Here is a 25292-nt window from a genome sequence, read left to right as displayed (position 1 = left end):
TCATCGCCTTGCCGGTGCGTGCGGTACCGGGATCTTGCCGAGCAGCGCGCGCACGAGCTCACCGGGGGAGCGGCGGGCCGCGGCCGCCTCGGGGGTGAGCACGAGCCGGTGCGCGAGTACCGGGACTGCGATGGCCTGCAGGTCGTCCGGGACCACGTACTCCCGCCCGGAAAGCGCGGCGTGTGCCCGGGCGGCCCGCACCAGGTGCAGCGTGGCGCGCGGGGAGGCACCGAGGCGCAGTTCGGCGAGCCGCCGGGTGGCCCCGACCAGTTCGATCGCGTACCGGCGCAGTTCGCCTGCCAGGAACACCCGGGAGGTCGCCGCGATCAGCGAACGCACCTGCGCGGCATCCGAGACCGGGCCGAGCTCGGTGAGCGGGTCGTGCCCGGAGTGCTCGTCGATCATCGCGAGCTCGGCGCTCGGGTCCGGATAACCGATCGAGACGCGCGCCGCGAACCGGTCGCGCTGGGCGTCCGGCAGCGCGTAGGTGCCCTCCATCTCGATCGGGTTCTGGGTGGCCACGACCATGAACGGGCGGTCGAGTAGATAGGTCGTGTTGTCCACCGTGACCTGGCGTTCCTCCATGCACTCGAGCAGCGCGGACTGGGTCTTCGGGGAGGCCCGGTTGATCTCGTCGCCCACCACCAGGTTCGCGAACACCGGACCGTGGCTGAACTCGAAGTCTCCGGTCGAGCGGTTGAAGATGGACACCCCGGTCACGTCGCTGGGCAGCAGGTCCGGGGTGAACTGGATGCGGGAGACCGAGCAGTCGATCGACCGGGCGAGTGCCTTGGCCAGCGAGGTCTTGCCGACCCCGGGCACATCCTCGACCAGCAGGTGCCCTTCGGAAAGCAGGGTCACCAGCGCGATCCGGACCACCTCGGGCTTGCCGACGAGCACGCGCTCCACATTGGCGCCGATCCGTCCGGCGACCGAGCGGACGTCCTCGATCGTCTCCCGGTCGATGCCCTCGAACCCGGCACCGTCGATCCCGGCGCCCGCGTGTGCGCCGGGTTCGCCGACCGGCAGGTGCTCGTGCCTGCCGAGGACTCCGTCGTCGGTACCCGTCCTCGGACTCGTCGTCACTCGACCCTCCTGTCTGCCGACCCTGGTGTGCTGGCAGTGCGCCCGTCAATTGTGGCCCGAAGGCGATTCGCGACGAATCCCGCCCACGTACTGCTCTCAGGTTCCCGCACCGCGCAGGTGAACGCCACCACCTCCCGCCCCACGAGTCCCCACCACGGGCTCCACCACGCTCCCCACTTTGCCCCCTGTTTCGCACCACTGACTTCCGTGGGTCGAGCGTGACCTGCGGTTTTTCCGGTGGTGGGCGGTGGGGGAAGCCTCGGATGGGGCCTCGGGGCGCGGGCTAGGGCGCGTTTCCCCCACTTCGCCCCCACCGCGCTGGCCTGCATGGACGCGATTCCTTCGATGCGGTATACCGAGTGGGAGCGGTTGACGGTGGTCGATCGTGGGGTACAGTGGTGACATGTGGGGCAACGCGGTGGCGGACGGATCGGTCGCTGGTTGCCGGAGCTGCGCGGAGGTGAGTGCCGGTGTTCCTCGGTACGCACACCCCGCGTCTGGACGACAAGGGCAGGTTGACGTTGCCCGCGAAGTTCAGGGACGCCCTCGCGGGCGGGCTCATGATCACCAAGGGACAGGATCACTGCCTGTACGTGTTTCCCCGCGACGAGTTCGAACAGATGGCACGCAAGGTCGCGGAAGCGCCCTTCACCAACGAGGCGGTGCGCGCCTACCAGCGGTACCTGTTCGCCGGGACGGACGAGCAGCGGCCGGATGGTCAGGGGCGGATCTCCATCGCGACGGAGCTGCGCCGCTATGCGGGGCTGGCGAAGGAGTGCGTGGTGATCGGTGCGGTCACCCGGCTGGAGATCTGGGACGCCGAGGCCTGGCAGCGCTATCAGGACGAACACGAGGACTCCTACGCGCAAGCGCAGGAGGAGGTGCTCCCAGGCGTGTTCTGACGCGCTCGCGGTGCGCTGTGGTCTCTGTCCGCTCGTGCACGGGCCCTGACGCAACTTCCCCGGCGTCAGGTAACGGCGGCGGACCGAGACCACAGCGCATCGGCGGGGAGCCGGCGAAGGGAACCACGGTGACCGGGTACACGCACGAGCCGGTGCTGCTCGAGCGGGTACTCGAGCTGTTCGAACCCGCGCTCGACGAGCCCGGCGCGCTGCTCGTCGACTGCACCCTCGGCCTCGGCGGGCACACCGAGGCGCTGCTGGAGAGGTTTCCCGGTCTCACGGTGTTCGGGGTCGACCAGGATATGAGCGCACTCGAACGCGCGCGTGCACGTCTGGCGGGATTCGGGGCCCGCTTCCAGGGCGTGCACGCGCGGTTCGACGAGTTCGGCAGGGTCGCCGAGGAAGCCGGGCGGACCGGGAACGAGCTGCGCGGGGTGCTGTTCGATCTCGGGGTCTCCTCGTTGCAGCTGGACGCGGCCGAGCGGGGATTCGCCTACGCCAAGGACGCTGCACTGGACATGCGGATGGATCCGGAGCAGGGGATCACCGCCGCGGAGGTGCTGAACACCTATCCGCACGGCGAGCTCGCCAGGATCCTGCGCGAGTACGGGGAAGAGCGGTTCGCGGGCAAGATCGCCTCGGCGGTGCTCGCCGAACGCGAACGGGCTCCGTTCGAGACGAGCGCACGGCTGGTGGAACTGCTCTACCGGGTGCTGCCCGCGGCCAGCAGGCGCAGCGGAGGGCACCCGGCCAAGCGCACCTTCCAGGCGCTGCGCATCGAGGTCAACGCGGAGCTCGAGGTGCTGCGCACGGCATTGCCCGCGGCACTCGACGCGCTCGCCCCGGGGGGCCGGATCGTCGTCGAGTCCTACCACTCGCTCGAGGACCGCATCGTCAAGCGCGAGCTTGCCGGGCGGGCCCGGTCGAGGACACCGGAGGGGCTTCCGGTCGAACTGCCCGGACACGGGCCGAGCCTGCGGCTGGTCACGCGTGGTGCCGAGCAGGCAGGGGAGCAGGAGTGCGCCCACAATCCGCGCGCGGCCTCGGTGCGGCTGCGCGCGGCCGAGAAACTTCCCGAGAGCGGAAAGGCACGCTGATGACGACGAGTACCGCACCAGGAACCAGGACGGGTACCCGCGGCACGGCCGGTACCAGGAGAACCGGGGCACGGCCCCGTTCGGCGGCCGCGACGAAGGCGTATGCCCGGCGAGCGCAACGTTTCGAGCATTCGCAGAAGCTGCTGCACCGCACCCACCCGGTGCGCCAGCCGCGCCAGGCGAAGCCCGCGGCCCGGACGAGGGTGGCCGCGGCGAGTGCTTCCACCGCCTCGTTCGTCGTCCTGCTCATCGCACTGCTCGTCGCGGGGGTCGGCGCGACGCTGTGGTTGTCCACGCAGGCGACGGCGGACTCCTACCGTCTCGAGAAGCTCAAGGACACCACGACCTCGCTCGGTCAGCAGCGGGAAAGCCTGCAGCAGCAGGTCGCCGAGGCCAACTCGGCCACCTCGCTGGCACAGCGGGCCAAGCAGCTCGGCATGGTTCCGGCCACCGATCCGGCGCACCTGCTGGTCGACAAGAACGGCAAGGTCAAGCTGATCGGGAAACCGAAACCCGCGGAGGATCCCGCCAAGGCCGCTGGGGGCGAAAGCCCGGGCGGGGCACCGACGGACAACGCGGCCCCTGCCGACAACGGGGACAACGTGGCGGGTGGCGCGCGGCCACCGGCAGGTCAGTAGCCGAATCGCTAGCGGTCCACAAAGGCCAGAGGGAGGGAGGTCCCCATGCCAGGACGAACGCGAGGCAGTATCGGCGTACGCAAGGCGTCGATCTCGCGCGCGCTGTCCCGAGCGGACAAGACGCGCAGGCCGGCACGCATCATCGTGGGACGGGTGCTGCTGGTCGGCGCCCTCGTGCTCGCGACCGTGCAGCTGGTCAAGGTGCAGGCCTTCGACGGGCCACAGCTGGCCTCCGCCGCGGAGGATCAGCGCATCACCCCGGTCTCGATCCCGGCCAAGCGCGGCACGATCACCGACGCGCAGGGCACCAAGATGGCCTTCTCCGTGGATGTGGTCGCACTGACCGCCCGGCCGAAGGCGATGCGCGGCACCTGGGACGAGGCGCAGGGCAAGCTCGCCAAGAGCGGTGGCAAGGCGGTCTCCTACGACCAGCACGCCGCGGACATCGCCGGGTTCCTCAAGCAGCAGCTCGGAGATCAGTTCAACGAGCAGGACGTCCTCGCCCGGCTGCGTTCCGACCGCACCTTCACCTACCTCGACGAGAAGGTCGACCCGCAGGTCGCCACCAAGATCCGGGAGAAGTTCCCGGACATCGGGCAGGAAAAGCGCTCCATGCGCCGGTACCCCGCGGGAAGCGTGGCGGCCAACGTGGTCGGCATGGCGAGCTGGCGCAAGGACCAGAAGCCGCCGGGGATGCAGGGGCTCACCGGGCTCGAGCACGCGCTCAACACCAAGCTCGCCGGTAAGGACGGCCGCCGCGAGGTGGACACCGGGAACGGAAGCGATGTGGTCATCCCGGGCACCGAGCGGGATGTGCGCCCGGCGGTCCCGGGCATGGACGTGAAGCTGACCCTCGACGAGGACGTGCAGTACAAGACGCAGCAGCTGCTCGACGAGTACCGGGACAAGGTCAAGGCCCGCGGCGGTTCGATCGCCGTGCTGGATGTGAAGACCGGCAAGGTCGTCGCGCTCGCCGATGACAAGAACTACGACCCGAACGATCCGTCCACATTGAACTCGAACAACATGGGTGATCCGGCGATCTCCTCACCGTTCGAGCCGGGTTCGGTCGGCAAGGCGATCACCGCGGCGGGCGCGCTGCAGGAAGGCGTCGTCAAACCCGACGACGTGGTCACCGTTCCGGGCAGCGTCAAGGTCGCCGACCGGACGGTGCACGACGACTGGTCGCACCCGACGCAGCGGTTCTCCTTCACCGGAATCCTCGCGAAGTCCTCCAACGTCGGCATCCTCAAGATCGCCAACCGGCTCGGCCCGGAGAAGTTCGAGCAGTACCTGAAGAAGTTCGGCATCGGGCAGCGAACCGGGATCGAACTCGCCGGGGAGAGCCCGGGATTCCTGCCCTCACGCAAGAGCTGGTCGGCGAGCACCTTCGGCAACCTGCCGTTCGGTCAGGGCTACTCGATGACCACGCTGCAAATGGCCAGCGCCTACCAGGCGATCGCGAACGGCGGGGTGCGGATCCCGCCCAGGATCATCCAGTCCACCACCGGACCGGACGGCAAGGTGGTCGAGCACAAATCCCCGAAGGGGACCCGGGTCATCGGGGAGCAGGCCGCCAAGCAACTGGTCGGCATGCTGCGCTCGGTCACCCAGAAGGCGCCCTCGCCGAACGAGGGCACCGCGCCCTCGGCGGCACTGGACGGTTACCAGGTCGCGGGGAAGACGGGGACCGCGCAGCAGGTCGATCCGAAGACCGGGAAATACTCGCAGTCGGAGCAGACGACCACGTTCGCCGGACTGCTCCCGGCCGACCACCCGCGGTTCGTCGCGGCGATCATGCTCGACCGGCCGACCGGTCAGGGTGGGCAGACCGCGGCACCGCTGTTCCACGACCTCGGCTCGTACCTGACGCAGCGCTACAACGTGCGGCTCTCCGACGGCCCGACCCCGAAGGTAAAGTTCGTACTCAACTGATCACCGGCGGTCCAGGGCCGATCGCCGCCGACTCGCCGAGGCGAGCACGGCGCGCGATCGGCTCGCCGGTAACCTTTGCGCGCACACGGACATTCTCCGTGCGGTAGCAGCAACAGCAGGGAATTCATGTGGTGAACAAGCTCGCCAGCGCGGCAGGGGTCGGCAAGGTCGCCGCGCCACCACCCCGGCCTGCCCGGACGACGCCGGTGGACATCGGCGCCCTGGCGGCCGCGGCGGGCGCGCGGCTGAACGGCACCGCGGACGCGCTCGTCACCGGGGTGACCCTGCGGGCGCAGCACGTGCTCGGCGGGGACCTGTTCGCGGCGCTGCCCGGGGCGAACGTGCACGGCGGGAAGTTCTCCGACGCGGCGCACCGCGGTGGGGCCGCGGCCATCCTCACCGATCCCTCGGGCGCCGTGCTCGAGGAGGTCACCGGTACCGGGCTGCCGGTGCTGGTGCACGAAGACCCGCGCGCCGTGCTCGGTGAGCTGGCCGCCCAGGTGTACGGCAACCCCTCCGAGCACCTCGCCGTGCTCGGGGTCACCGGCACCTCGGGCAAGACGACGACCAGTTACCTGGTCCAGGCCGGGCTCGCCGCGGCCGGCCGGACCACCGGGCTCGTGGGAACCGTGGAGACCAGGGTCGCGGGGGAGCGGCTGCCGAGCGCGTTCACCACTCCGGAGGCGCCGGACATGCAGGCGCTGCTCGCGGTGATGGTGGAGCGCGGGGTCACCGATGTGGCCATGGAGGTGTCCAGCCACTCGCTGGTGATGCACCGGGTCGGCGGGATCAGGTTCGCGGTGGGTGCTTTCTCCAACCTCTCCCAGGATCACCTGGATTTCCACCGGGACATGGAGGACTACTTCCAGGCCAAGGCGAAGCTGTTCGACGGGCGCTCGGGAACCGAGATCGTGAACGTGGACGGCGAATGGGGCAGGCGGCTGGTCCGGCCCGGCACCATCACCGTGCGCAGCACTGAAGACGGGCCGGACGCGCTGTGGTCCGCCTCGCGGGTGCGATCCCTGCCGGACGGCGGGCAGTCCTTCATCGCGCACGGGCCGATGGTGGATTTCGAGGTGCAGCTGCGCCTTCCCGGTTCGTACAACGTCGCGAACGCGATCCTGGCCGCGGCCGTGCTCTACTCGGCGGGTGTCCCGGTCGGCGACATCGCGCACGGGCTCTCCTCGGTGGATGTGCCCGGCCGGATGGAGCGGGTGGACGCGGGCCAGTCGTTCACCGCGGTCGTGGACTACTCGCACAAGCCCGCGGCCGTGGAGTTCGCGATCGGCGCGGTGCGCACCCAGCTGGAGCGGGCCGGCTCCGGCGGGCGGATCCTCGTGGTGCTCGGCTGCGGCGGGGACCGGGACCGGGGCAAGCGCCCGCAGATGGGCGCGGTCGCCGCGCGGATGGCGGATGTGCTCGTGGTCACCGACGACAACCCGCGCTCCGAGGACCCGTCCACCATCAGGAAGGCGATGCTCGAGGGCGCCTACGGGGTGCCCGTCGGCGAGCGCGGCGAGGTGCTCGAGATCGGGGACCGGCGCGCGGCGATCACCGAGGCGGTGAGCCGGTCCGGGGAACGGGATGTCCTCGTCGTCGCGGGAAAGGGGCACGAGACCGGTCAGGAGATCGAGGGTGTCGTGCACCCGTTCTCGGACCGGGACGAGCTCGAAGCGGCGATCAGGAGGGCACAGTGACCGAGAGCGCAGGGATCGAGGGCGCGGGGACCAAGAGAGCGACAGGGGCCGAGTAGTTGATCGAACTGACACTCGCACGCATCGCCGAGATCGTCGGCGGCAGGCTGCACCGGGCGGACGGTTCCGAGACGGTCACCGGGACCGTGGAGTTCGACTCGCGCAAGCTCAGCCACGGCGGTCTGTTCGTGGCGCTGCCCGGGGAACGGGTGGACGGGCACACCTTCGCCGCGAAGGCGATCGAAGCGGGTGCGAGCGGGGTGCTGGCCGCGCGTGCGGTGGACGCGCCCGCGGTGATCGTGCCGCCCGCCTCGGCGAACAGCGGGATCAGCGGGATCTACGCGCTCGAGGCCGATACCGACGGCAGCGGGGCCGCGGTGCTCGCCGCGATGGCCGCGCTCGCCGCGCACGTGGCCGCCGAACTGGCAGCAGACGGGCTGCGGGTGATCGGGGTGACCGGATCGGCCGGCAAGACCTCGACCAAAGACCTGATCGGCCAGCTGCTCGAACCGCTCGGCCCCACCGTGACCCCGCCCGGCTCGTTCAACGCCGAGATCGGGGTGCCGTGGACGGTGCTGCGCGCCGACCACGACACCCGCTTCCTGGTGCTCGAGATGGCCGCGCGCGGGGCCGGGCACATCGCGAACCTGTGCCGGATCGCCACTCCCTCGATCGGCGCGGTGCTCAACGTCGGCACCTCGCACGTGGACGAGTTCGGTTCCCGGGAGGCGATCGCGGAAGCCAAGGGAGAGCTGCCCGCCGCGCTGCCCGCGGACGGGACCGCGGTACTCAACGCCGACGACCCCTACGTGTCCGCGATGGCGACCCGGGCCCGGGTGCTGAGCTTCGGCACCGGGAACAACGCCGAGGTGCGCGCCGAGGACATCCGCGCCGACGAGCTCGACAGGGCCCGGTTCACCCTCGTCACCCCGGACGGGCGCGCCGAGGTCGCACTCGCCCTGCACGGCGGCCACCAGGTGCCGAACGCGCTCGCGGCCGCCGCCGTGGCGCACGCCGCCGGGGCCGGGATCGCGGGGATCGGCGAGGCGCTGCGTAGCGCGACACCGCGTTCGGGCAAGCGGATGGAGGTCCGTACCCGTGCCGATGACGTGCTCGTGGTCAACGACGCCTACAACGCGAGCCCGGAGGCGGTGCGGCTGGCGCTGAAGTCGCTGGCCACCATGGGACGCTCGGCCACGCCGCCGCGCCGGACGATCGCGGTCCTCGGCGCGATGGCCGAACTCGGCACGGAGTCCGCGCGGCTGCACGACGAGATCGGGCGACTGGCGGTGCGCCTGGACATCGCCAAGCTCATCGTGGTCGGTGAGGGGGCGCGGCCGGTGCACACCGGGGCGACCATGGAAGGCTCCTGGGGCGAGGAAGCAGTGTTCGTCGAGGACCCCGATGCCGCCGTTCGGCTACTGCGCGCGCAACTGCGCCCACACGACGTGGTATTGATCAAGGCCGCGAACTCGCTCGGGTTCTGGCGCATCGCCGAGGCGGTGCTCGCCGAGCCGACAGCGGCCACGACCACCGATGGAGGCACGAAGTGAAGGGGATCCTGATCGCCGCCGGGGCAGCGCTCGTGGTGTCGATCCTGTTCACCCCGTATCTGATCAAGCTCTTCTCCAAGCAGGGCTTCGGTCAGGAGATCCGGGATGAGGGGCCGAAGGGACACAAGTCCAAGCGCGGGACGCCGACCATGGGCGGGGTGGCGATCGTGGCGGCCGCGTGGGCCGGTTACCTGATCACCCACCTCATCTCCTGGCTGACCTCGGACAACGCCGAGGGGATCAGCATCTCCGGGCTGCTCGTACTCGGCCTGATGACCGCGCTCGGCCTGGTGGGCTTCCTCGACGACTTCATCGGCCTGCGCCGGGCCCGCAACCTCGGGCTGAACAAGACGGGTAAGACGATCGGGCTGGTGCTCGCCGGGGTCGCCTTCGGCCTGCTCGCGATGAACTTCCCGAACCGTTCCGGGATCACCCCGGCCTCGACGAACCTCTCGTTCATCCGGGACATCAGCATCATCCCGCTCGGCGCGATCGGGTTCGTGATCTTCGCGGTGCTCGCCGTGCAGGCCTGGTCGAACGCGGTGAACTTCACCGACGGCCTGGACGGGCTCGCCGGTGGCTGCTCCGCGCTGGTGCTGACCACCTATATCGTGATCACCTTCTTCCAGTTCAGCCATTCCTGCACGGTCGGCTTCGCCCCCGGCTGTTTCCTGGTACGCGATCCCCAGGACCTCGCGATCGTCGCGGCCGGTGCGCTCGGCGCGGTCGGCGGATTCCTGTGGTGGAATGCGGCACCGGCCAAGATCTTCATGGGGGACACCGGATCACTGGCGCTCGGCGGGCTCGTGGCGGGCCTGTCCATCGTGACCCGCACCGAGCTGCTGATGATCATCATCGGCGGCCTGTTCGTGGTGGAGATCATCACCGTGGTGCTGCAGATCGCGGTGTTCCGCACCACCCGGCGGCGACTGTTCCGGATGGCGCCCTTCCATCACCACTTCGAACTCGCCGGCTGGGCCGAAACCACGGTGATCGTGCGGTTCTGGCTGCTCGCGGCTATCTGCGCGCTCGTCGGGCTGAGCGTGTTCTACACGGAATGGCTCAGCGCAGCGTGACCGCCCTCGCCGGACGGAGGGTCCTGGTCACCGGGGCGGGGGTGACCGGGCGCTCGGTGGTCACCGCGCTCACCGAGGCGGGCGCCGAGGTGACCGTCACCGATGCGAACGCCGAACGGCTGCGCGAGTTCGCCGCGCACACCGAGGCCGGGCTCACCGAACCTCCGGAGGGCACCGAGCTCGTGGTCACCAGCCCGGGATGGCGCCCGGACGCACCGGTGCTCGCCGCCGCCGCGGCCCGCGGTATCGAGGTGATCAGCGAGGTCGAGCTGGCCTGGCGGGCCGCCCCGGACACGGTCACCTGGCTGGGCGTTACCGGCACCAACGGCAAGACCACCACCGTGGGCATGCTCGAATCGATGCTGCGCGCCGCCGGACTGGACGCGGTGGCCTGCGGCAATGTCGGGCTGCCGGTGATCGAGGCGGTCCGGGCGGGCCACCGGGTGCTGGCGGTGGAGCTGTCCAGTTTCCAGCTGCACTGGTCGAACTCGCTGCGGATGACCGCGGCGACGGTGCTCAACGTGGCCGAGGACCACCTGGACTGGCATGGTGGCCTCGAGGCGTACGCGGAGGCCAAGGGCACCATCTACCGCGGCGAACCGCTGGCCGTGTACAACGCGCGAGACGAGTGGTCGGCCAGGCTCGCGGGCCGCGCGGCGAACCGGATGCCGTTCACCGCGGGGGAGGCGGAACGCGGCTACCGGCTCTCCGGAACGGCCCTGCTCGCCCCGGACGGGACCGAGCTCGCCCCCATCGCCGAGGTCAATCCGCCGGGACCGCACAACCTGGCCAATGCCCTCGCTGCGGCGGCACTCGCCCAGGCGGCCGGGGCGGATGCGCGGGCGGTGCGCGAAGGGCTGCGCGCCTACCGCCCGGACGCGCACCGCGCGGTGACCGTCGCCGAGCGGGACGGGATCCGCTACGTGGACGATTCGAAGGCCACCAACCCGCACGCGGCTGCCGCCTCCCTCGGGGCGTACGAGCACGTGGTGTGGATCGCGGGCGGTCTGCTCAAGGGCGCCTCGGTGGACGGACTGGTCGAACGCGCCGCCTCCCGGTTGCGCGCCGCGGTGCTCATCGGCGCCGATGCGGACCAGATCGAGGCCGCGCTTGCCCGACACGCGCCCGAGGTCCCGGTCGTGAAGGGTTTCAGCGGGCACGATAATCCCATGCGCACCATGTCCGAGATCGTCACCGCGGCACGCTCGCTCGCGAAACCCGGTGACACCGTGCTCCTCGCCCCGGCGGCCGCGTCGATGGACATGTTCACCGACTACAAGCAACGCGGCGAGGCATTCGCGGCGGCCGTGACGAGGTAACCCGCGGCATGGCGACAACATCGAACGCCGGGCCGAAGGCGCTCGGCAAGCTCCTGCGCGGGGCCCGCAAGACACTCACCGCCTGGCTCTCCCGCCCGCTCGCCTCGTTCCACCTGATCCTGGCCATCATGTGCCTGCTGATGGTGCTCGGGTTGATCATGGTGCTCTCCTCGTCCTCGGCGCTCTCCGTGCAGCAGGGCAGCGGCGCCTACTCCTACTTCACCAAGCAGGCCGTCTTCATGGGCATCGGCCTGGTGCTGTTCTACGTCGGCCTGCGCACCCCGCTGTCCCTGATCCGGCGGTTGTCCGGCATCCTCATCGGGGCCTGCGCGCTGTTGCTGGTGTTCGTACTGTTCACGCCCGCGGTGAACGGTTCGAAGGGCTGGATCCGGATCGGCGGGTTCGGCGTGCAGCCGGTCGAGCTGGCGAAGCTGGCGCTGGCCCTGTGGGGCGCGCACGTACTGGTGCTCAAGCGCAATCTGCTGCACCGCTACCGGCATCTGCTGGTGCCGCTCATCCCGGTCGCGCTGGTGCTGCTCGCCCTTGTCGCGCTGCAGCCGGACATGGGCAGCGCGGTCTCGCTCGGCATCGTGCTGCTCGCGCTGCTGTGGTTCGTCGGTGCCCCGCTGCGGCTGTTCGGCGGAATCCTGGTGGGCGCGGTCGCCGCCGCGGGACTGTTCGCCTTCGCCGCCTCCTACCGGTCGGCACGGGTGTTCTCCTTCCTGAATCCGGGTGCCGATCCACGCGGCGCGGGTCTGCAGTACAACCAGTCCCTGCAGGCGCTCGCGGACGGCGGCTTCTTCGGCCGCGGTCTCGGCGAGGGCGCCTCGAAATGGGGCTATCTGCCCAATATCAACACCGACTTCATCTTCGCGCTGATCGGTGAGGAGCTCGGGTTCCTCGGCTGCGCCGTGGTGCTCGGCCTGTTCGCGCTGCTGGCCTGGACCGGGCTGCGCATCGCCGCGCGCAACACCGATCCGTGGATCCGCCTGGTCTCCGCCTCGCTGACGGTGTGGCTGGTCACCCAGGCCGCGATCAACATCGGCTACGTGATCGGCCTGCTCCCGGTCACCGGGGTCACCCTTCCGCTGATCTCCTACGGTGGTACCTCGGCCGCGGTCACGCTCGCGGTGTTCGGGGTGCTGGCCAACTGCGCGCGCAACGAACCCGAGGCCGTGTCCGCGCTGCGCAACCAGGGCCCGGGCACCTTCGGCAGGCTGCTCCGGCTGCCCGCGCCGGAGCCGTACAAGGCCCCGCCGAGCAAGCGGGCCCCGACCAGGCCGAGCGCTCCGCCCCGGCAGGCACAGCGCCCGCCGACGGGCCCGGGAGCGAACAGCTATCGTCGTGCCCATATGAGCAAGTGGGAACCGAACAGGCGGATGCCCCGAGACGAACGCAGAGCAGGAGGCAGGCGGTGAGCACCGCCCCGACACGACACGGCGAGAACGCACCCCAGGGCAAGGCACCGTGCGTGGTGCTTGCCGGTGGCGGCACCGCGGGACACATCGAGCCCGCGCTCGCCCTCGCCGACGCGATCAAACGCAAGCGGCCGGACGCCCGCATCATCGCGCTCGGTACCGAACGCGGACTGGAGAAGACGATCGTGCCGGCCCGCGGTTACCAGCTGGAGCTCATCCCACCGGTGCCGATGCCACGCAAGATCAGCGGCGAACTGCTCCGCCTCCCGCTCAAGGTGCGGGCCGCGGTGCGGGACACCCGCACGGTGCTGCGCGAGAACGGAGCCGATGTGCTCGTCGGGTTCGGCGGCTACGTCGCGCTGCCCGCCTACCTCGCGGCGCGCGGCACCGTACCCATCGTGGTGCACGAAACCAATATCCCGCCCGGGATCGCGAACAAGGTCGGCGCGCGGATGGCCGCCAAGGTGGCGACCGCGAACGACCGGATCACCCTTCCCGGGGCGCGCCCGATCGGTATCCCGCTGCGCGAGTCGATCACCACGCTGGACCGCACCAGCATGCGCGCCAAGGCACGCGAGCACTTCGGCCTCGACCCGGAGGCGCCGACCCTGCTGGTGTTCGGCGGCTCGCAGGGCGCGCGCAGCATCAACAACGCGGTCGCCTCGGCCGCCGCGGGGCTCGCCGAGGCCGGGATCGGTGTGCTACACGCGCACGGCCCGAAGAACACCGTTGCCGTGCAACAGGTTCCCGGCGCACCCGCCTATGTGACCACGCCGTATCTGGAACGCATGGACCTCGCCTACGCCGCCGCCGACGCGGTGCTGTGCCGCAGCGGGGCGATGACCGTGGCCGAGGTCTCCGCACTCGGGCTGCCCGCGGTGTACGTCCCGCTCCCGCACGGCAACGGGGAACAGGCGAACAACGCACGCCCGGCCGTGGACGCGGGCGCCGCGGTGCTCGTCGAGGACGAGGCGCTCACCGCGGGCAAGGTCACCGAACTCGTCACCGGCATCCTCACCGATCCCGAGCGCCTCGCGGGCATGACCGCGGCGACAACGCGAACCGGGCACCGGGAGGCCGCCGATGTCCTCGCGGACATGGTTCTCGGAGAGGTCTCGTGAATCCACCACTCGACAACGTCCACCTGATCGGGATCGGCGGCGCCGGGATGAGCGGGATCGCCCGCATTCTCGTCGCCCGCGGTGCCCACGTTTCCGGTTCGGACGCCAAGGAATCCCGCACCGTACTCGCCTTGCGTGCGCAAGGCGCCCGGATCGCGATCGGGCAGGCCGCGGAGAATCTCGACCAGCTCGACGGGGGAGCCCGGATCGTCGTGGTGTCCACCGCGATCAAGGAGTCCAATCCGGAACTGGCCGAGGCGCGCAGGCGCGGGCTCACCGTGCTGCACCGGGCCGAGGCGCTCGCCGCGCTGATGGAGGGCCATCGGGTGGCGTGCGTGACCGGGACGCACGGCAAGACCTCGACCACCTCGATGCTGACCGTGGCGCTGCAGCACTGCGGGCTCGATCCCTCCTTCGCGATCGGCGGGGATCTCAACGAGTCCGGGGCGAACGCACATCACGGCGAGGGCGGGGTGTTCGTCGCCGAGGCCGACGAGTCCGATGGCTCCTTCCTGTCCTTCAGCCCCTCGGTCGCCGTGGTCACCAATGTGGAGGCGGACCATCTCGACCACCATGGCAGCACGGCGGCCTACGTGGAGGTGTTCGACCAGTTCCTCGGGCATCTCGCCGCCGGGGGAGTGCTGGTGGCCTGCGCGGACGATCCCGGTTCCGCGGCACTGGCCGAGCGCGCCGAACAGCGCGGCATCCGGGTGCGCCGCTACGGGTTTTCCGCGAGCGGTGAGCAGGACGCGATCCTCGCGGAGTTCAATCCGGTTCCCGGGGACGGGGCCGAACGGGCCGGCGGTGGCTCGGTCGTGGTCCGGATCGGCAGCGAACAGGTCGACCTGCGGGTCTCGGTGCCCGGTGAACACATGGCACTGGACGCGGCCGGGGCCCTGCTGGCCGGATTGGAGCTGGGCGCCGAACTGGACGGGCTGCTCGACGGGCTCGCCGCGTTCAGCGGGGTGCGCAGGCGGTTCGAGTTCAAGGGCCGCGTGGCCGGGGTGCGGATCTACGACGACTACGCGCACAACCCGACGAAGGTGGACGCTCAGCTGACCGCGACCCGGCTGGTGGTCGGCGAGGGCAGGTTGATCGTGGTCTTCCAGCCGCACCTGTACTCCAGGACTCGGGACTTCGCCGCGGAGTTCGGTGCCGCGCTCGGTAAGGCCGACGAGGTCGTGGTGCTGGACGTGTTCGGGGCGCGCGAGGAACCCGAACCCGGGGTCAACGGCGGGATCATCGCCGCGCAGGTGCCGCTGCCCGAGGACAAGGTGCACTTCGAGCCCTCGTTCGAGCGGGCCGTCGCCCTCGTGGTGGAGCGCGCCCGTCCCGGTGATCTGGTGCTGACCATGGGCGCGGGCAACGTCACCATGCTCGGCTCCGACCTGCTCGCCGCCCTGGAACGGGTCGCAGAGGGAACGAGCGAGTGAGGGACCGGACGGCATGACGGCAACCAGCGCGCGGCGGGCACCGAGCAGGCGCCCCGACGGGCCCACGCGCGGGCGCATCCGCACCAGACGGCTCGTCGCGCTGGGGATCGTGCTGCTGGTGCTGGCGATCCTCATCGTGCTGTTCTTCACCCCGCTGTTCACCGTCGGCTCGGTCGCGGTGAGCGGGAATTCCCGGGTGTCCGCCGATCTGGTCCGCAGGACCGCGAACGTGGAACCGGGTTCCTCGATGTTCGGCGCGGACACCGGGGCGATCGCGGACCGGGTGACCGGACTGGCTCCGGTGAAAACCGCGGAGGTTTCCCGTTCCTGGCCCTCCACCATCGACATCCGGATCACCGAACGCAGCCCGGCGGCCTGGACCCGGGGCGCGGACGGCTCCGTGCAGCTCATCGATGCGAACGGGGTTCCGTTCGCCAGCGCGCCGAAACCACCCGGGGGTGAGATGGAACTGCGGGTCGGCCCGGTGCAGCCGGGTGATCTGAAGGTGCGCGCGGCGCTCGGGGTCGCCGGGCGGATCACCCCGCAGCTGCGGGCCAAGACCGCGGCGGTCACGGCCAATTCCCCGGACGACGTGGAACTGGTGCTGCGCGACGGGAAAACCGTGAAGTGGGGCGGAAACGTCGACAACGACCGCAAGAACAAGGTGCTCGCCGCGTTGCTCACCCGCAAGGGCAAGATCTACGACGTGGCGACACCCGATATGCCGACCGTCTCCGGGGGCTGAGTGGCCGGGACGAGTCTCGCTTCGGTGCTGTGTTGTCACCGGGATTCGCCCTCGCACGGCGTGGCTGCTTTACCGAACCGGGCGCGCTGCATAGCGTCTTTCGATGACCTACGGGGTTGATCCGGCCCTAAGTCTTAACTAGAGGTCAAAGGTTTTGTTCGCGGTACACGGTCAAGCAACGCAGGAGGGCGGACGTCGATGACACCCCCGCAAAACTATCTCGCGGTGATCAAGGTCGTCGGCATCGGCGGCGGCGGCGTCAACGCCGTCAACCGGATGATCGAGGTCGGCCTCAAGGGCGTCGAGTTCATCGCGATCAACACCGACGCGCAGGCACTGCTGATGTCCGATGCGGATGTCAAGCTCGACATCGGCCGGGAGCTCACCCGCGGTCTCGGTGCCGGGGCCGATCCCGAGGTCGGGCGCAGTGCCGCCGAGGACCACCGGGAGGAGATCGAGGAGGTCCTCAAGGGCGCGGACATGGTGTTCGTGACCGCGGGCGAGGGCGGTGGAACCGGGACCGGCGGGGCGCCCGTCGTGGCTTCGGTGGCGCGCAAGCTCGGCGCCCTCACCATCGGTGTGGTCACCCGCCCGTTCACCTTCGAGGGCAAGCGGCGTGGCAATCAGGCCGAAACCGGGGTCACCGACCTGCGCAACGAGTGCGACACGCTCATCGTGATCCCGAACGACCGGCTGCTGCAGCTCGGCGACCAGGGCGTGTCCCTGATGGACGCCTTCCGCAACGCGGACGAGGTACTGCTCTCCGGTGTCCAGGGCATCACCGACCTGATCACCACGCCCGGGCTGATCAACCTCGACTTCGCCGACGTGAAGAGCGTGATGTCGCAGGCGGGTTCGGCGCTGATGGGCATCGGTTCGGCGCGCGGTGAGGGCCGGGCCGTGCAGGCCGCGGAGAAGGCCATCAACTCCCCGCTGCTCGAAGCCTCCATGGACGGGGCGCACGGGGTACTGCTGGCCATCTCGGGTGGTTCGGATCTCGGGCTGTTCGAGATCAACGAGGCCGCCTCGCTGGTGCAGGAGGCCGCGCACCCCGAGGCGAACATCATCTTCGGTACCGTCATCGACGATTCGCTCGGCGACGAGGTCCGTATCACGGTGATCGCGGCCGGGTTCGACAGTGGCACCCCGACGCACAAGAAGCTCGAACCGCAGGCGATCGCCCGCCAGCAGGCCCCGCAGCAAGGTGAGGCCCAGCAGGGCGGCGCGACCGGTCAGCCCGCGCCACAGGGCAACGGTGTTCCGGCCGGTGGCGCGGCACCCGAGGCCACGGCCAACGGCGCCGGGGTCACCGAGCCGCCCACCGTGCAGGCGCCCACCCCGCAGCCGTTCCCGCGCCAGGACTCCAACCCGATGGGCAGCACTCCGGTGCAGGGCAATGTGATGGGTGATCCCGCGCAGCGCCAACAGCAGCCGGGCCAGGGTTCGCGTGGTGGCGAACTGCCCACCAGCGGGACGACCATGCCGAACGCCGTCCCGGTGACCGATGAGGACAGCGACGAGGTGGACGTTCCGCCGTTCATGCGCCGATAGACTCGCCAGGTGCGGATCCGTCGGATAGTCACCACGAACGAAGGCGGCGTCTCGAAGTCGCCGTACGCGAGTTTCAACCTCGGCGATCACGTCGGCGACGACCCGGAATCGGTCGCGGCCAACCGGTCGCGGCTGGCCACCGAGCTCGGCCTCACCGAGGACCGGCTCGTGTGGATGGAACAGGTGCACGGCAGGACGGCGACCGTGGTGGACGGTCCGCGCGCCGAACCGGTCGAGGCCAGCGATGCGGTGGTCACCGCGCAACCGGGGCTGGCCATGATCGCGCTGGTCGCCGACTGTGTGCCGATCCTGCTCGGTGATCCGCGGGCCGGAGTGGTCGCCGCCGTGCACGCGGGCCGGGTCGGTGCGCGTGCCGGCGTGCTCCGTGCCGCGGTCGAGGCCATGACCGGGCTCGGTGCGCGTGCCGGGGACACCGAGGCGCTGCTGGGGCCCTCGGTCTGCGGCGCCTGCTACGAGGTGCCCGAACCGATGCGCGCCGAGGTGGAGGAACGCCTCCCGGGCAGCGCGTGCACCACCCGCCGCGGCACCCCGGGGCTGGATCTGCGGGCCGGGCTGCTGCGACAGCTCACCCAGCTCGGCGTCGGCAAGGTCGGTGCGGACCCACGGTGCACCGTGGAGGAGGGCACCCTGTTCAGCCACCGCAGGACCGCGCCCACCGGCAGGCTCGCCGCGCTCACCTGGATCGAGCCGTGACCGGGCGGCTCGGCACGCTCGAGGCGAACCTCGCGGATGTCCGGGCCCGACTCGACCGGGCCTGTGCCGCGGCGGACCGTGCTCCCGCCGAGGTCGAACTGCTCGCCGTCACCAAGACCTTCCCGGCCAGCGACAACGTGCTGCTCGCCGAGCTCGGCCTGCGCGCCTTCGCGGAGAACCGGGGCCAGGACGCCGCGGTCAAGGTCGAGGAGTTCACCAGGGAACACCCGGAAACCGGGGTTCGCTGGTCCATGGTCGGCCAGCTGCAGCGCAACAAGGCGCGCTCGGTGGTCCGCTGGGCCGATGAGGTGCAGTCGGTGGACTCGGTGCGGCTGGCCGGGGCATTGGAGCGGGCGACCGGCAACGCGCTCGAGGCTGGGGAGCGTACCGCGGCACTGGATGTGCTCGTCCAGGTCTGCCTGGACGAGCGGCCGGGGCGGGGCGGTTGCGCGCCGGGGGAGATCCCGGAGATCGCCGCCGCGGTCGCGGGCACGGACGCACTGCGGCTGCGCGGCCTGATGGCGGTCGCCCCACTGGACGCCGAACCCGAGCCGGCCTTCGCCCGGCTCGCCACGCTCGCCGAGGCGTTCCGTGCCGAACATCCGGATGCCACCCGACTCTCGGCGGGGATGAGCGGCGATCTGGAGGCCGCGATCACGCACGGCTCGACATGCGTGCGTGTCGGAACCGCATTGCTCGGCGAACGGGCACTAATCTCCCCGGAAGAGTAAGAGATCGCGCGGTAGGCCACGGCCCTGCGGCCGCTATCGGGCGAGGTAAGTGGCGGGAGGGCCATGAGCACACTACGGAAGCTGAAGGCCTACTTCGGCATGATTCCCGCGGACGAGGTCGACGACTACTCCGACGAGTTCGCGCACGACTACCGGGACCGGCGCGCGCCCGTCGACCGCTACCACCACGAGTTCCGGGACGACTACGAGGACGACTACGAACCGGTGCGCCCCGCGCCGCGGCCCTGGGAGTCGGCCGCAGCGTCCCGCACGCCGGTTCGCGGTTCGCTGGCCATGGAGCCCCAGCCCGAGCCGGTGCCGAGGATCCGCGCGGTCCCTGCGGCCCCGCCGGTTCCGGAGGAACTGCCGCTGTCCAAGATCACCACGGTGCACCTGCACAGTTACAACGAGGCCCGCAAGATCGGCGAGCCGTACCGGGACGGCACCCCGGTGATCATGAACTGCACCGAGATGGAGGACGCGGACGCCAGGCGGCTGGTGGACTTCGCGGTCGGCCTCGCGTTCGCCATGCGCGGGGACATCGACAAGATCACAAGTAAGGTTTTTCTGCTGTCACCGCCCAATATCGACGTCACCGCGGAGGACAAGCGGCGGATCGCCGAGGGTGGGTACTTCGGTCGTAGATAACGAAAAGGTAGAGTTACCCCGTGGACCTCTTCCGGCTGGTGCTCTACTACGTGCTCTTCGGGTACTGGGTGCTGCTCACCGGCCGGATCATCGTCGAACTCACGCGTTCGTTCGCGCGGGATTGGCGTCCGGCCGGAGGGGTTGCGATCACGCTGGAAACGATCTACACAATGACGGACCCTCCGGTGAAGCTGCTTCGTAGGTTGATTCCTATGGTGCGGATCGGGGGCGTCGGACTGGACCTATCTATTATGGTGCTGCTGTTCGCCGTGTTCATCGGGATGCGGTGGTCGTACCCGGGGTGAAGGGTGCGTGCAGCTATGGAGCGCGTGAGGTGATCTGATGTCGTTAACCCCCGCGGACGTGCACAACGTCGCGTTTAGTAAGCCGCCCATTGGGAAGCGCGGCTACAACGAGGACGAGGTTGACGCATTCCTCGACCTCGTGGAGTCCGAGCTTGCCCAGCTCACCCAGGAGAACACCGAACTGCGCCAGCAGATCGAGCAGCTCGACACGCAGCTCGAGCAGGCGCGTTCGGAAGCGGACGAGGCACGCAAGGCGGCGGCAGCGGCCCCGCAGCAGCGCGCCGAAGAGCCCCGCAGGCTCTCCACGGTGCCCCCGGCAGGTGCGCTCGAGCAGACGCAGGCGCAGCAGCCGGGTGCCGGCGGCCCCGCGAGCGCGGCGGCGGCACTGGCGGGCGCGGCCGGTCAGGGTGGTGACCATCACGTCCAGGCGGCCAAGGTGCTCGGACTCGCCCAGGAGATGGCCGACCGGCTCACCGGTGAGGCCAAGTCCGAGTCGGACAAGATGCTCTCCGAGGCGCGGACCAAGTCCGAGCAACTGCTCTCCGAAGCACGCGCCAAGGCGGACACCATGGTCAACGACTCGCGCACCCGCGCGGAGACCATGCTGAACGAGGCGCGCACCCGCGCGGAGACCGTCGAGCGGCAGGCCAGGGAGAAGGCCACCTCGCTCGAGCGCGAAGCACAGCGCAAGCACACCGAGGTCATCGGACAGGCCACGAAGGAGAAGAACGCGCTCGATCAGGAGATCGAGAAGCTGCGTACCTTCGAACGCGAATACCGCACGCGGTTGAAGACCATGCTCGAATCCAGCCTGCGTGATCTGGACAACCGTGCGCCTGCCGCACCCTCGGAAGGCAACCAGTCCGGCTCGCAGCAGGGTGGGTACTCGTTCGGCAGCCCACGGGCCGAAGCGGGATAGGTTTTTCGGTTCGTCATCGATTTGAGCGTGGCTCGGCGTCGTCACTGGCGTCGGGCCACGCTCGCTGGTAGGCAGGCCAAGTGTTGATCATTGTCCTCGCCCTCGTGATCATCGCGCTTGGGCTGCTCGTCGCTTCGCTGGCCGTCGGCTACGGCCTGTTCGCCTGGCTCTCCATCGGAGCGAGCGTCCTGGCCGCGATCGTGCTCGTGGTCGATGTGCTCCGCAGGCGCTCCGGCCGGGGAGAGCCGGAGGGGCAGCCCGAACCGGAACCGGTTCCCGGAGACGCCGCGGACACCGGGGCGATGGCGGAGCCCGCGGGCACCGAGGCGACCGGGGACCCGGACACCGCCGCTGCGGAACCGGCAGCCGGCGAGGCCACCGAGGTCCTGGCCGAGCCTGGCGAGTCCGGGCAAGACAGCGGCCAAGAACACACCGCCGGTGGGGATGAGGCCGGCGAAACCGGGGAGATCGAGCGGCCCGCCACCGAGACCGTGGCGACGACCGTGCTCCCGGTGGCCGGATCGGACGGCGCCGGGCCGGAACCAGCGGCATCGGAACCGGCGACAGCGGAATCAGCGGTATCGGAATCGACCGAGTCGGCACCGGCGGAGCCGGAACCGGCCGAACCGGAATCGACCGGGGTGGACGAATCCGGGGCGGACGAATCCGGGGAAGCGGCGAGCGAGACCGCCGGGGACGGCGGGCGTGAGACGGGGAGCGAACAGGTGCGCGACGATCTTGACGATGTGGAGCCGGGCGAGGAGGAGACCGACGCGGCCGATCTCCTCACGGTCACCGAACTCGAGGACGAGGTCGTGGTCATCGACGAGCGGCCGCGGTATCACCTCACCGCCTGCGGCTGGCTCGGCGAGCGGGACACGATTCCCCTTCCGGTGCGCGAGGCCCGCGATCTCGGCTTCACCCCGTGCGGCATCTGCGGCCCGGACCGGGTACTCGCCGCCCGCTCCCGCGCCAAGCACGGTTGATATCCTGGAACAACTGACGTAGATCCGGCCATCACCGGGGAGTCTCCGGAAGAACAGAGCCCAGCCGGGCTCCCAGTAGAACCGGACGGGTCCGGCCCGAGACAGCCGGCCATCGAGTGGCGCGCAGCCGGGCAGGAGGCGCGCAAACGGGGTGGTACCGCGGCCACAGTGTCGTCCCCGTACGAGAATTGAGTACGGGCACGACTACTGCTAGGAGCGCATCACCCATGTCCGCCGAACAACGCTACCCACGAGCTGGCGCCGAATCGGTGCCCTCCCAGGCGGTTTTCGGGGAGCTCGAGCAGGAGATCCTCGACTACTGGGCCGCCGACGACACCTTCCGCGCGAGCGTCGAGGCACGCCCGGCGGGGGAGAACGGCTCCAACGAATTCGTCTTCTACGACGGTCCTCCCTTCGCCAACGGCCTCCCGCACTACGGGCACCTGCTGACCGGCTACGTCAAGGACATCGTGCCGCGCTACAAGACGATGCGTGGCCGCCGGGTCGAGCGCCGGTTCGGCTGGGACACCCACGGCATGCCCGCCGAGATCTCCACCGAGAAAGATCTCGGGATCAAGCACAAGAACGAGATCGAGGAAATGGGCATCGCCGCGTTCAACAAGGCGTGCCGGGACAACGTGCTGCGCTACACGAACGAATGGCGGGAGTACGTCACCCGCCAGGCGCGCTGGGTGGACTTCGACAACGATTACAAGACCTTGGACACCGACTACATGGAATCGGTGATCTGGGCGTTCAAGTCGTTGTGGGACAAAGGTTTGGTGTACCGCGACTTCAAGGTGCTGTGGTACTGCTGGCGGTGCGAGACCCCGCTGTCCAACACCGAGACCAAGATGGACGAGGTCTACCGGCCGCGCCAGGATCCGGCCATCACGGTCACCCTGCCGATCGTGGCCCCGGACCGGCCCGAACTCGACGGTGTCGGCATCCTGGTGTGGACCACGACCCCGTGGACCATGCCCGCCAACCTGGCCGCCGCCGTGCACCCGGAGGTCGATTACGTCGTGGTGCGCGCGGGGGAGGCGAAATACCTGCTCGCCCGGGACCGGCTGGCCGCCTACGCCCGCGAACTCGGCGAGGAACCCGAGGTGCTCGCCGAATACACCGGCGCCCAGCTGGCCGGACTGTCCTACACTCCGCCGTTCGACTTCTACGCGGGGCGGCGCAACGCGCACCAGGTGCTGCTGGCCGACTACGTCAGCACCGAGGACGGCACCGGGATCGTGCACATCGCCCCCGCCTATGGTGAGATCGACAAACAGGTCACCGACGCCGCGGACATCGTCGCGGCGACCCCGGTGGATGCGCACGGCGAGTTCAGCGCCGAAGTGCCGCCGTACGAGGGCATGCACGTGTTCGACGCGAACCTGCCCATCATGGCGGATCTCAAGGCGGCCGGGCGGCTGTTCCGGCGGGAGACCTACGATCACTCCTACCCGCACTGCTGGCGCTGCGACAATGCACTCATCCAGCGCGGGGTGGACTCCTGGTTCGTCGCCGTGACCCGGTTCCGCGATCGGATGGTGGAGCTGAACCAGGAGATCTCCTGGGTTCCCGAGCACATCCGGGACGGGCAGATGGGCAACTGGCTCGCCGGGGCGCTCGACTGGTCCATCTCCCGCAACCGGTACTGGGGCTCGCCGATCCCGGTGTGGGTCTCCGATGATCCGCGCTACCCGCGCACCGATGTGTACGGCTCGCTGGACGAGCTGGAGCGTGATTTCGGGGAGCTTGCGACCCGAAACGATGAACACAGTGGGGTGCGGTCCGTCGATCTGCACCGTCCCTATATCGACGAGCTGACCCGGCCCAACCCGGACGACCCGACCGGGAACTCCACCATGCGCCGGGTTCCCGAAGTGCTCGACTGTTGGTTCGAGTCCGGGTCGATGCCGTTCGCGCAGGTGCATTACCCGTTCGAGAACCGGGACTGGTTCGAGCACCACTACCCGTGCGATTTCATCGTCGAGTACAACGGCCAGACCCGCGGCTGGTTCTACCTGATGCACGTGCTGGCCACCGCGCTGTTCGACCGGCCCGCGTTCCGCACCTGCCTCGCGCACGGCATCGTGCTCGGCGACGACGGGCAGAAGATGTCCAAGTCGAAGGGGAACTACCCCGAGGTCACCGAGGTGTTCGAGCGGGACGGCTCGGACGCGATGCGCTGGTTCCTGATGTCCTCGCCGATCCTGCGCGGGGGCAACCTGATCGTCACCGAGCGCGGGATCCGCGAGGCGGTGCGCCAGTCCGTGCTGCCGCTGTGGAACAGCTGGTACTTCCTGGCCCTCTACGCGAACGCCGCGGACCGGCCGGGGCAGTGGCGCGCCGATTCGGCGCACGTGCTCGACCGCTACATCCTCGCCAAGACCCACGATCTGGTGCGGGATCTGACGGAGTCCATGGACGCCTTCGACATCTCCGGGGCGTGTGCAGAAGTCCGCGACTTCCTGGAGACGCTGACCAACTGGTACGTGCGGCGCTCCCGGGACCGGTTCTGGTCGGGCGACGGGGACGCGATCGACACGTTGCACACGGTGCTCGAGGTGACCACCCGCGCGATCGCCCCGTTGCTCCCGCTGACCACCGAGGTGGTGTGGCGCGGGCTGACCGGGCAGCGTTCGGTGCACCTCACCGATTACCCACGGGCCGCGGAACTGCCCGCGGACGCCGAACTCGTGGCCGGGATGGACGAGGCACGGGCCGTGGTCTCGACCGCGCTGTCCCTGCGCAAGGCGGGCAAGCTGCGGGTGCGGCTGCCGCTGGCGAAACTCACCGTGGCCGCCGAGGATTCCGCACGGTTGAGCGGTTTTCTCGACCAGATCCGCGAGGAGGTCAACGTCAAGTCTGTCGAGCTGGACACGGATGTGGCCGCACACGGGCATTTCGAGCTCGCGGTGAACGCACGAGCCTGCGGGCCGCGGCTCGGCAAGGACGTGCAGCGGGTGATCAAGGCGGTCAAGGCGGGGGAGTGGGAACTCGACACCGAGGGCGCCGTGGTCGCCGCCGGGATTCCGCTGGTGGAAGGCGAGTACGAGCGCAAACTCGTGGCCACGGACAGCGGCGCCACCGCGGCCCTGCCGGGCGGTGCCGGGCTGGTCGTGCTGGATACCGAGGTCACCCCGGAACTGCGCGCCGAGGGCACCGCACGGGACGCGGTGCGCGTGGTGCAGCAGGCCCGCAAGGATGCCGGTCTCGACGTTTCCGACCGGATCACCGTCACCCTCGCCGCGCCCGCCGATGTCGCCGGGGAAATCCGGGCGCACGAGGAATTCCTGCGCAGTGAAACCCTCGCCGACGCGGTCGAGTACGCCGCCGGGGCCGAAGGGTTCACCGGAACCGTCGGCGAGGGAGTCGAGATCACCGCACGGGTCAGCAAGGTCGGCTGAGCCCGGTTGCGGGC

General features: G+C 69.9%; 21 protein-coding genes. 20 read left to right on the top strand and 1 reads right to left on the bottom strand.

Annotation, left to right across the window (positions count from 1 at the left end; genetic code table 11):
- Positions 1 to 1086: an AAA family ATPase gene (locus A37U_RS0119530; protein ID WP_020498355.1), complete on the bottom strand. Its 1086-nt coding sequence runs from the start codon at positions 1084 to 1086 to the stop codon at positions 1 to 3.
- A 470-nt stretch (positions 1087 to 1556) separates the two neighbouring features.
- Here A37U_RS0119530 and mraZ point away from each other — a divergent pair, with 470 nt between their 5' ends.
- The 20 genes from mraZ (at position 1557) to ileS (ending at position 25278) form a co-directional block, all read left to right on the top strand.
- Entirely contained in the window at positions 1557 to 1988 is a 432-nt protein-coding gene (mraZ, locus tag A37U_RS0119525) for a division/cell wall cluster transcriptional repressor MraZ (protein WP_026197385.1), read from the top strand.
- A 128-nt stretch (positions 1989 to 2116) separates the two neighbouring features.
- Positions 2117 to 3085 carry a 16S rRNA (cytosine(1402)-N(4))-methyltransferase RsmH gene (gene rsmH, locus A37U_RS0119520; RefSeq protein WP_020498353.1) on the top strand — a complete coding sequence of 323 codons (969 nt, stop codon included), beginning with the start codon at positions 2117 to 2119 and terminating at the stop codon, positions 3083 to 3085.
- The gene (gene ftsL / locus A37U_RS44310) at positions 3085 to 3723 is read left to right on the top strand and encodes a cell division protein FtsL (RefSeq protein ID WP_020498352.1); all 639 of its coding nucleotides are present in this window, start codon (positions 3085 to 3087) and stop codon (positions 3721 to 3723) included. The genes rsmH and ftsL overlap by 1 nt, the downstream gene beginning before the upstream one ends.
- 45 nt (positions 3724 to 3768) lie before the next feature.
- Entirely contained in the window at positions 3769 to 5658 is a 1890-nt protein-coding gene (locus tag A37U_RS0119510) for a peptidoglycan D,D-transpeptidase FtsI family protein (protein ID WP_026197384.1), read from the top strand.
- Between the two features lie 128 nt (positions 5659 to 5786).
- Positions 5787 to 7355, top strand: coding sequence for a UDP-N-acetylmuramoyl-L-alanyl-D-glutamate--2,6-diaminopimelate ligase (locus A37U_RS0119505; RefSeq protein ID WP_020498350.1), 1569 nt, complete (start codon positions 5787 to 5789; stop codon positions 7353 to 7355).
- Between the two features lie 56 nt (positions 7356 to 7411).
- Positions 7412 to 8905, top strand: a complete 1494-nt coding sequence (locus tag A37U_RS0119500) for a UDP-N-acetylmuramoyl-tripeptide--D-alanyl-D-alanine ligase (protein ID WP_020498349.1) — start codon at positions 7412 to 7414, stop codon at positions 8903 to 8905.
- The gene (mraY, locus tag A37U_RS0119495; protein ID WP_020498348.1) at positions 8902 to 9981 is read left to right on the top strand and encodes a phospho-N-acetylmuramoyl-pentapeptide-transferase; all 1080 of its coding nucleotides are present in this window, start codon (positions 8902 to 8904) and stop codon (positions 9979 to 9981) included. Before A37U_RS0119500 ends, mraY begins: the two co-directional genes overlap by 4 nt.
- Positions 9963 to 11300 (top strand): UDP-N-acetylmuramoyl-L-alanine--D-glutamate ligase, encoded by a 1338-nt coding sequence (murD, locus tag A37U_RS0119490; RefSeq protein WP_040588017.1) that lies wholly within the window; start codon positions 9963 to 9965, stop codon positions 11298 to 11300. The genes mraY and murD overlap by 19 nt, the downstream gene beginning before the upstream one ends.
- 8 nt (positions 11301 to 11308) lie before the next feature.
- Positions 11309 to 12718: a putative lipid II flippase FtsW gene (gene ftsW, locus A37U_RS0119485; protein WP_020498346.1), complete on the top strand. Its 1410-nt coding sequence runs from the start codon at positions 11309 to 11311 to the stop codon at positions 12716 to 12718.
- Positions 12715 to 13839 carry an undecaprenyldiphospho-muramoylpentapeptide beta-N-acetylglucosaminyltransferase gene (murG, locus tag A37U_RS0119480; protein WP_020498345.1) on the top strand — a complete coding sequence of 375 codons (1125 nt, stop codon included), beginning with the start codon at positions 12715 to 12717 and terminating at the stop codon, positions 13837 to 13839. Before ftsW ends, murG begins: the two co-directional genes overlap by 4 nt.
- Positions 13840 to 13886: 47 nt before the next feature.
- Positions 13887 to 15272: a UDP-N-acetylmuramate--L-alanine ligase gene (gene murC / locus A37U_RS0119475; RefSeq protein WP_240437627.1), complete on the top strand. Its 1386-nt coding sequence runs from the start codon at positions 13887 to 13889 to the stop codon at positions 15270 to 15272.
- Positions 15273 to 15285: 13 nt separating this feature from the next.
- Positions 15286 to 16017 (top strand): cell division protein FtsQ/DivIB, encoded by a 732-nt coding sequence (locus A37U_RS0119470; protein WP_020498343.1) that lies wholly within the window; start codon positions 15286 to 15288, stop codon positions 16015 to 16017.
- A gap of 198 nt (positions 16018 to 16215) precedes the next feature.
- Entirely contained in the window at positions 16216 to 17568 is a 1353-nt protein-coding gene (gene ftsZ / locus A37U_RS0119465) for a cell division protein FtsZ (protein ID WP_020498342.1), read from the top strand.
- Positions 17569 to 17577: 9 nt separating this feature from the next.
- Positions 17578 to 18282 (top strand): peptidoglycan editing factor PgeF, encoded by a 705-nt coding sequence (gene pgeF / locus A37U_RS0119460; protein WP_020498341.1) that lies wholly within the window; start codon positions 17578 to 17580, stop codon positions 18280 to 18282.
- Positions 18279 to 19013 (top strand): YggS family pyridoxal phosphate-dependent enzyme, encoded by a 735-nt coding sequence (locus A37U_RS0119455; RefSeq protein WP_020498340.1) that lies wholly within the window; start codon positions 18279 to 18281, stop codon positions 19011 to 19013. The genes pgeF and A37U_RS0119455 overlap by 4 nt, the downstream gene beginning before the upstream one ends.
- Positions 19014 to 19076: 63 nt before the next feature.
- Positions 19077 to 19661 (top strand): cell division protein SepF, encoded by a 585-nt coding sequence (locus A37U_RS0119450; RefSeq protein WP_020498339.1) that lies wholly within the window; start codon positions 19077 to 19079, stop codon positions 19659 to 19661.
- A gap of 20 nt (positions 19662 to 19681) precedes the next feature.
- Positions 19682 to 19966 (top strand): YggT family protein, encoded by a 285-nt coding sequence (locus A37U_RS0119445; protein WP_020498338.1) that lies wholly within the window; start codon positions 19682 to 19684, stop codon positions 19964 to 19966.
- Positions 19967 to 20003: 37 nt separating this feature from the next.
- Positions 20004 to 20885: a DivIVA-like cell division protein Wag31 gene (gene wag31, locus A37U_RS0119440; RefSeq protein ID WP_026197382.1), complete on the top strand. Its 882-nt coding sequence runs from the start codon at positions 20004 to 20006 to the stop codon at positions 20883 to 20885.
- 80 nt (positions 20886 to 20965) lie between these two features.
- On the top strand, positions 20966 to 21871 hold the full coding sequence (locus A37U_RS52975) for a hypothetical protein (protein WP_020498336.1): 906 nt from the start codon (positions 20966 to 20968) through the stop codon (positions 21869 to 21871).
- Positions 21872 to 22098: 227 nt separating this feature from the next.
- Entirely contained in the window at positions 22099 to 25278 is a 3180-nt protein-coding gene (gene ileS, locus A37U_RS0119430) for an isoleucine--tRNA ligase (protein WP_020498335.1), read from the top strand.
- The last annotated feature ends 14 nt before the right edge of the window (positions 25279 to 25292 follow it).

Source organism: Sciscionella marina DSM 45152, from assembly GCF_000379465.1.
GTDB lineage: Bacteria > Actinomycetota > Actinomycetes > Mycobacteriales > Pseudonocardiaceae > Sciscionella > Sciscionella marina.
Note: the sequence above shows the minus strand (reverse complement) of the source record. Positions and strands in the feature narration are given on the sequence as shown.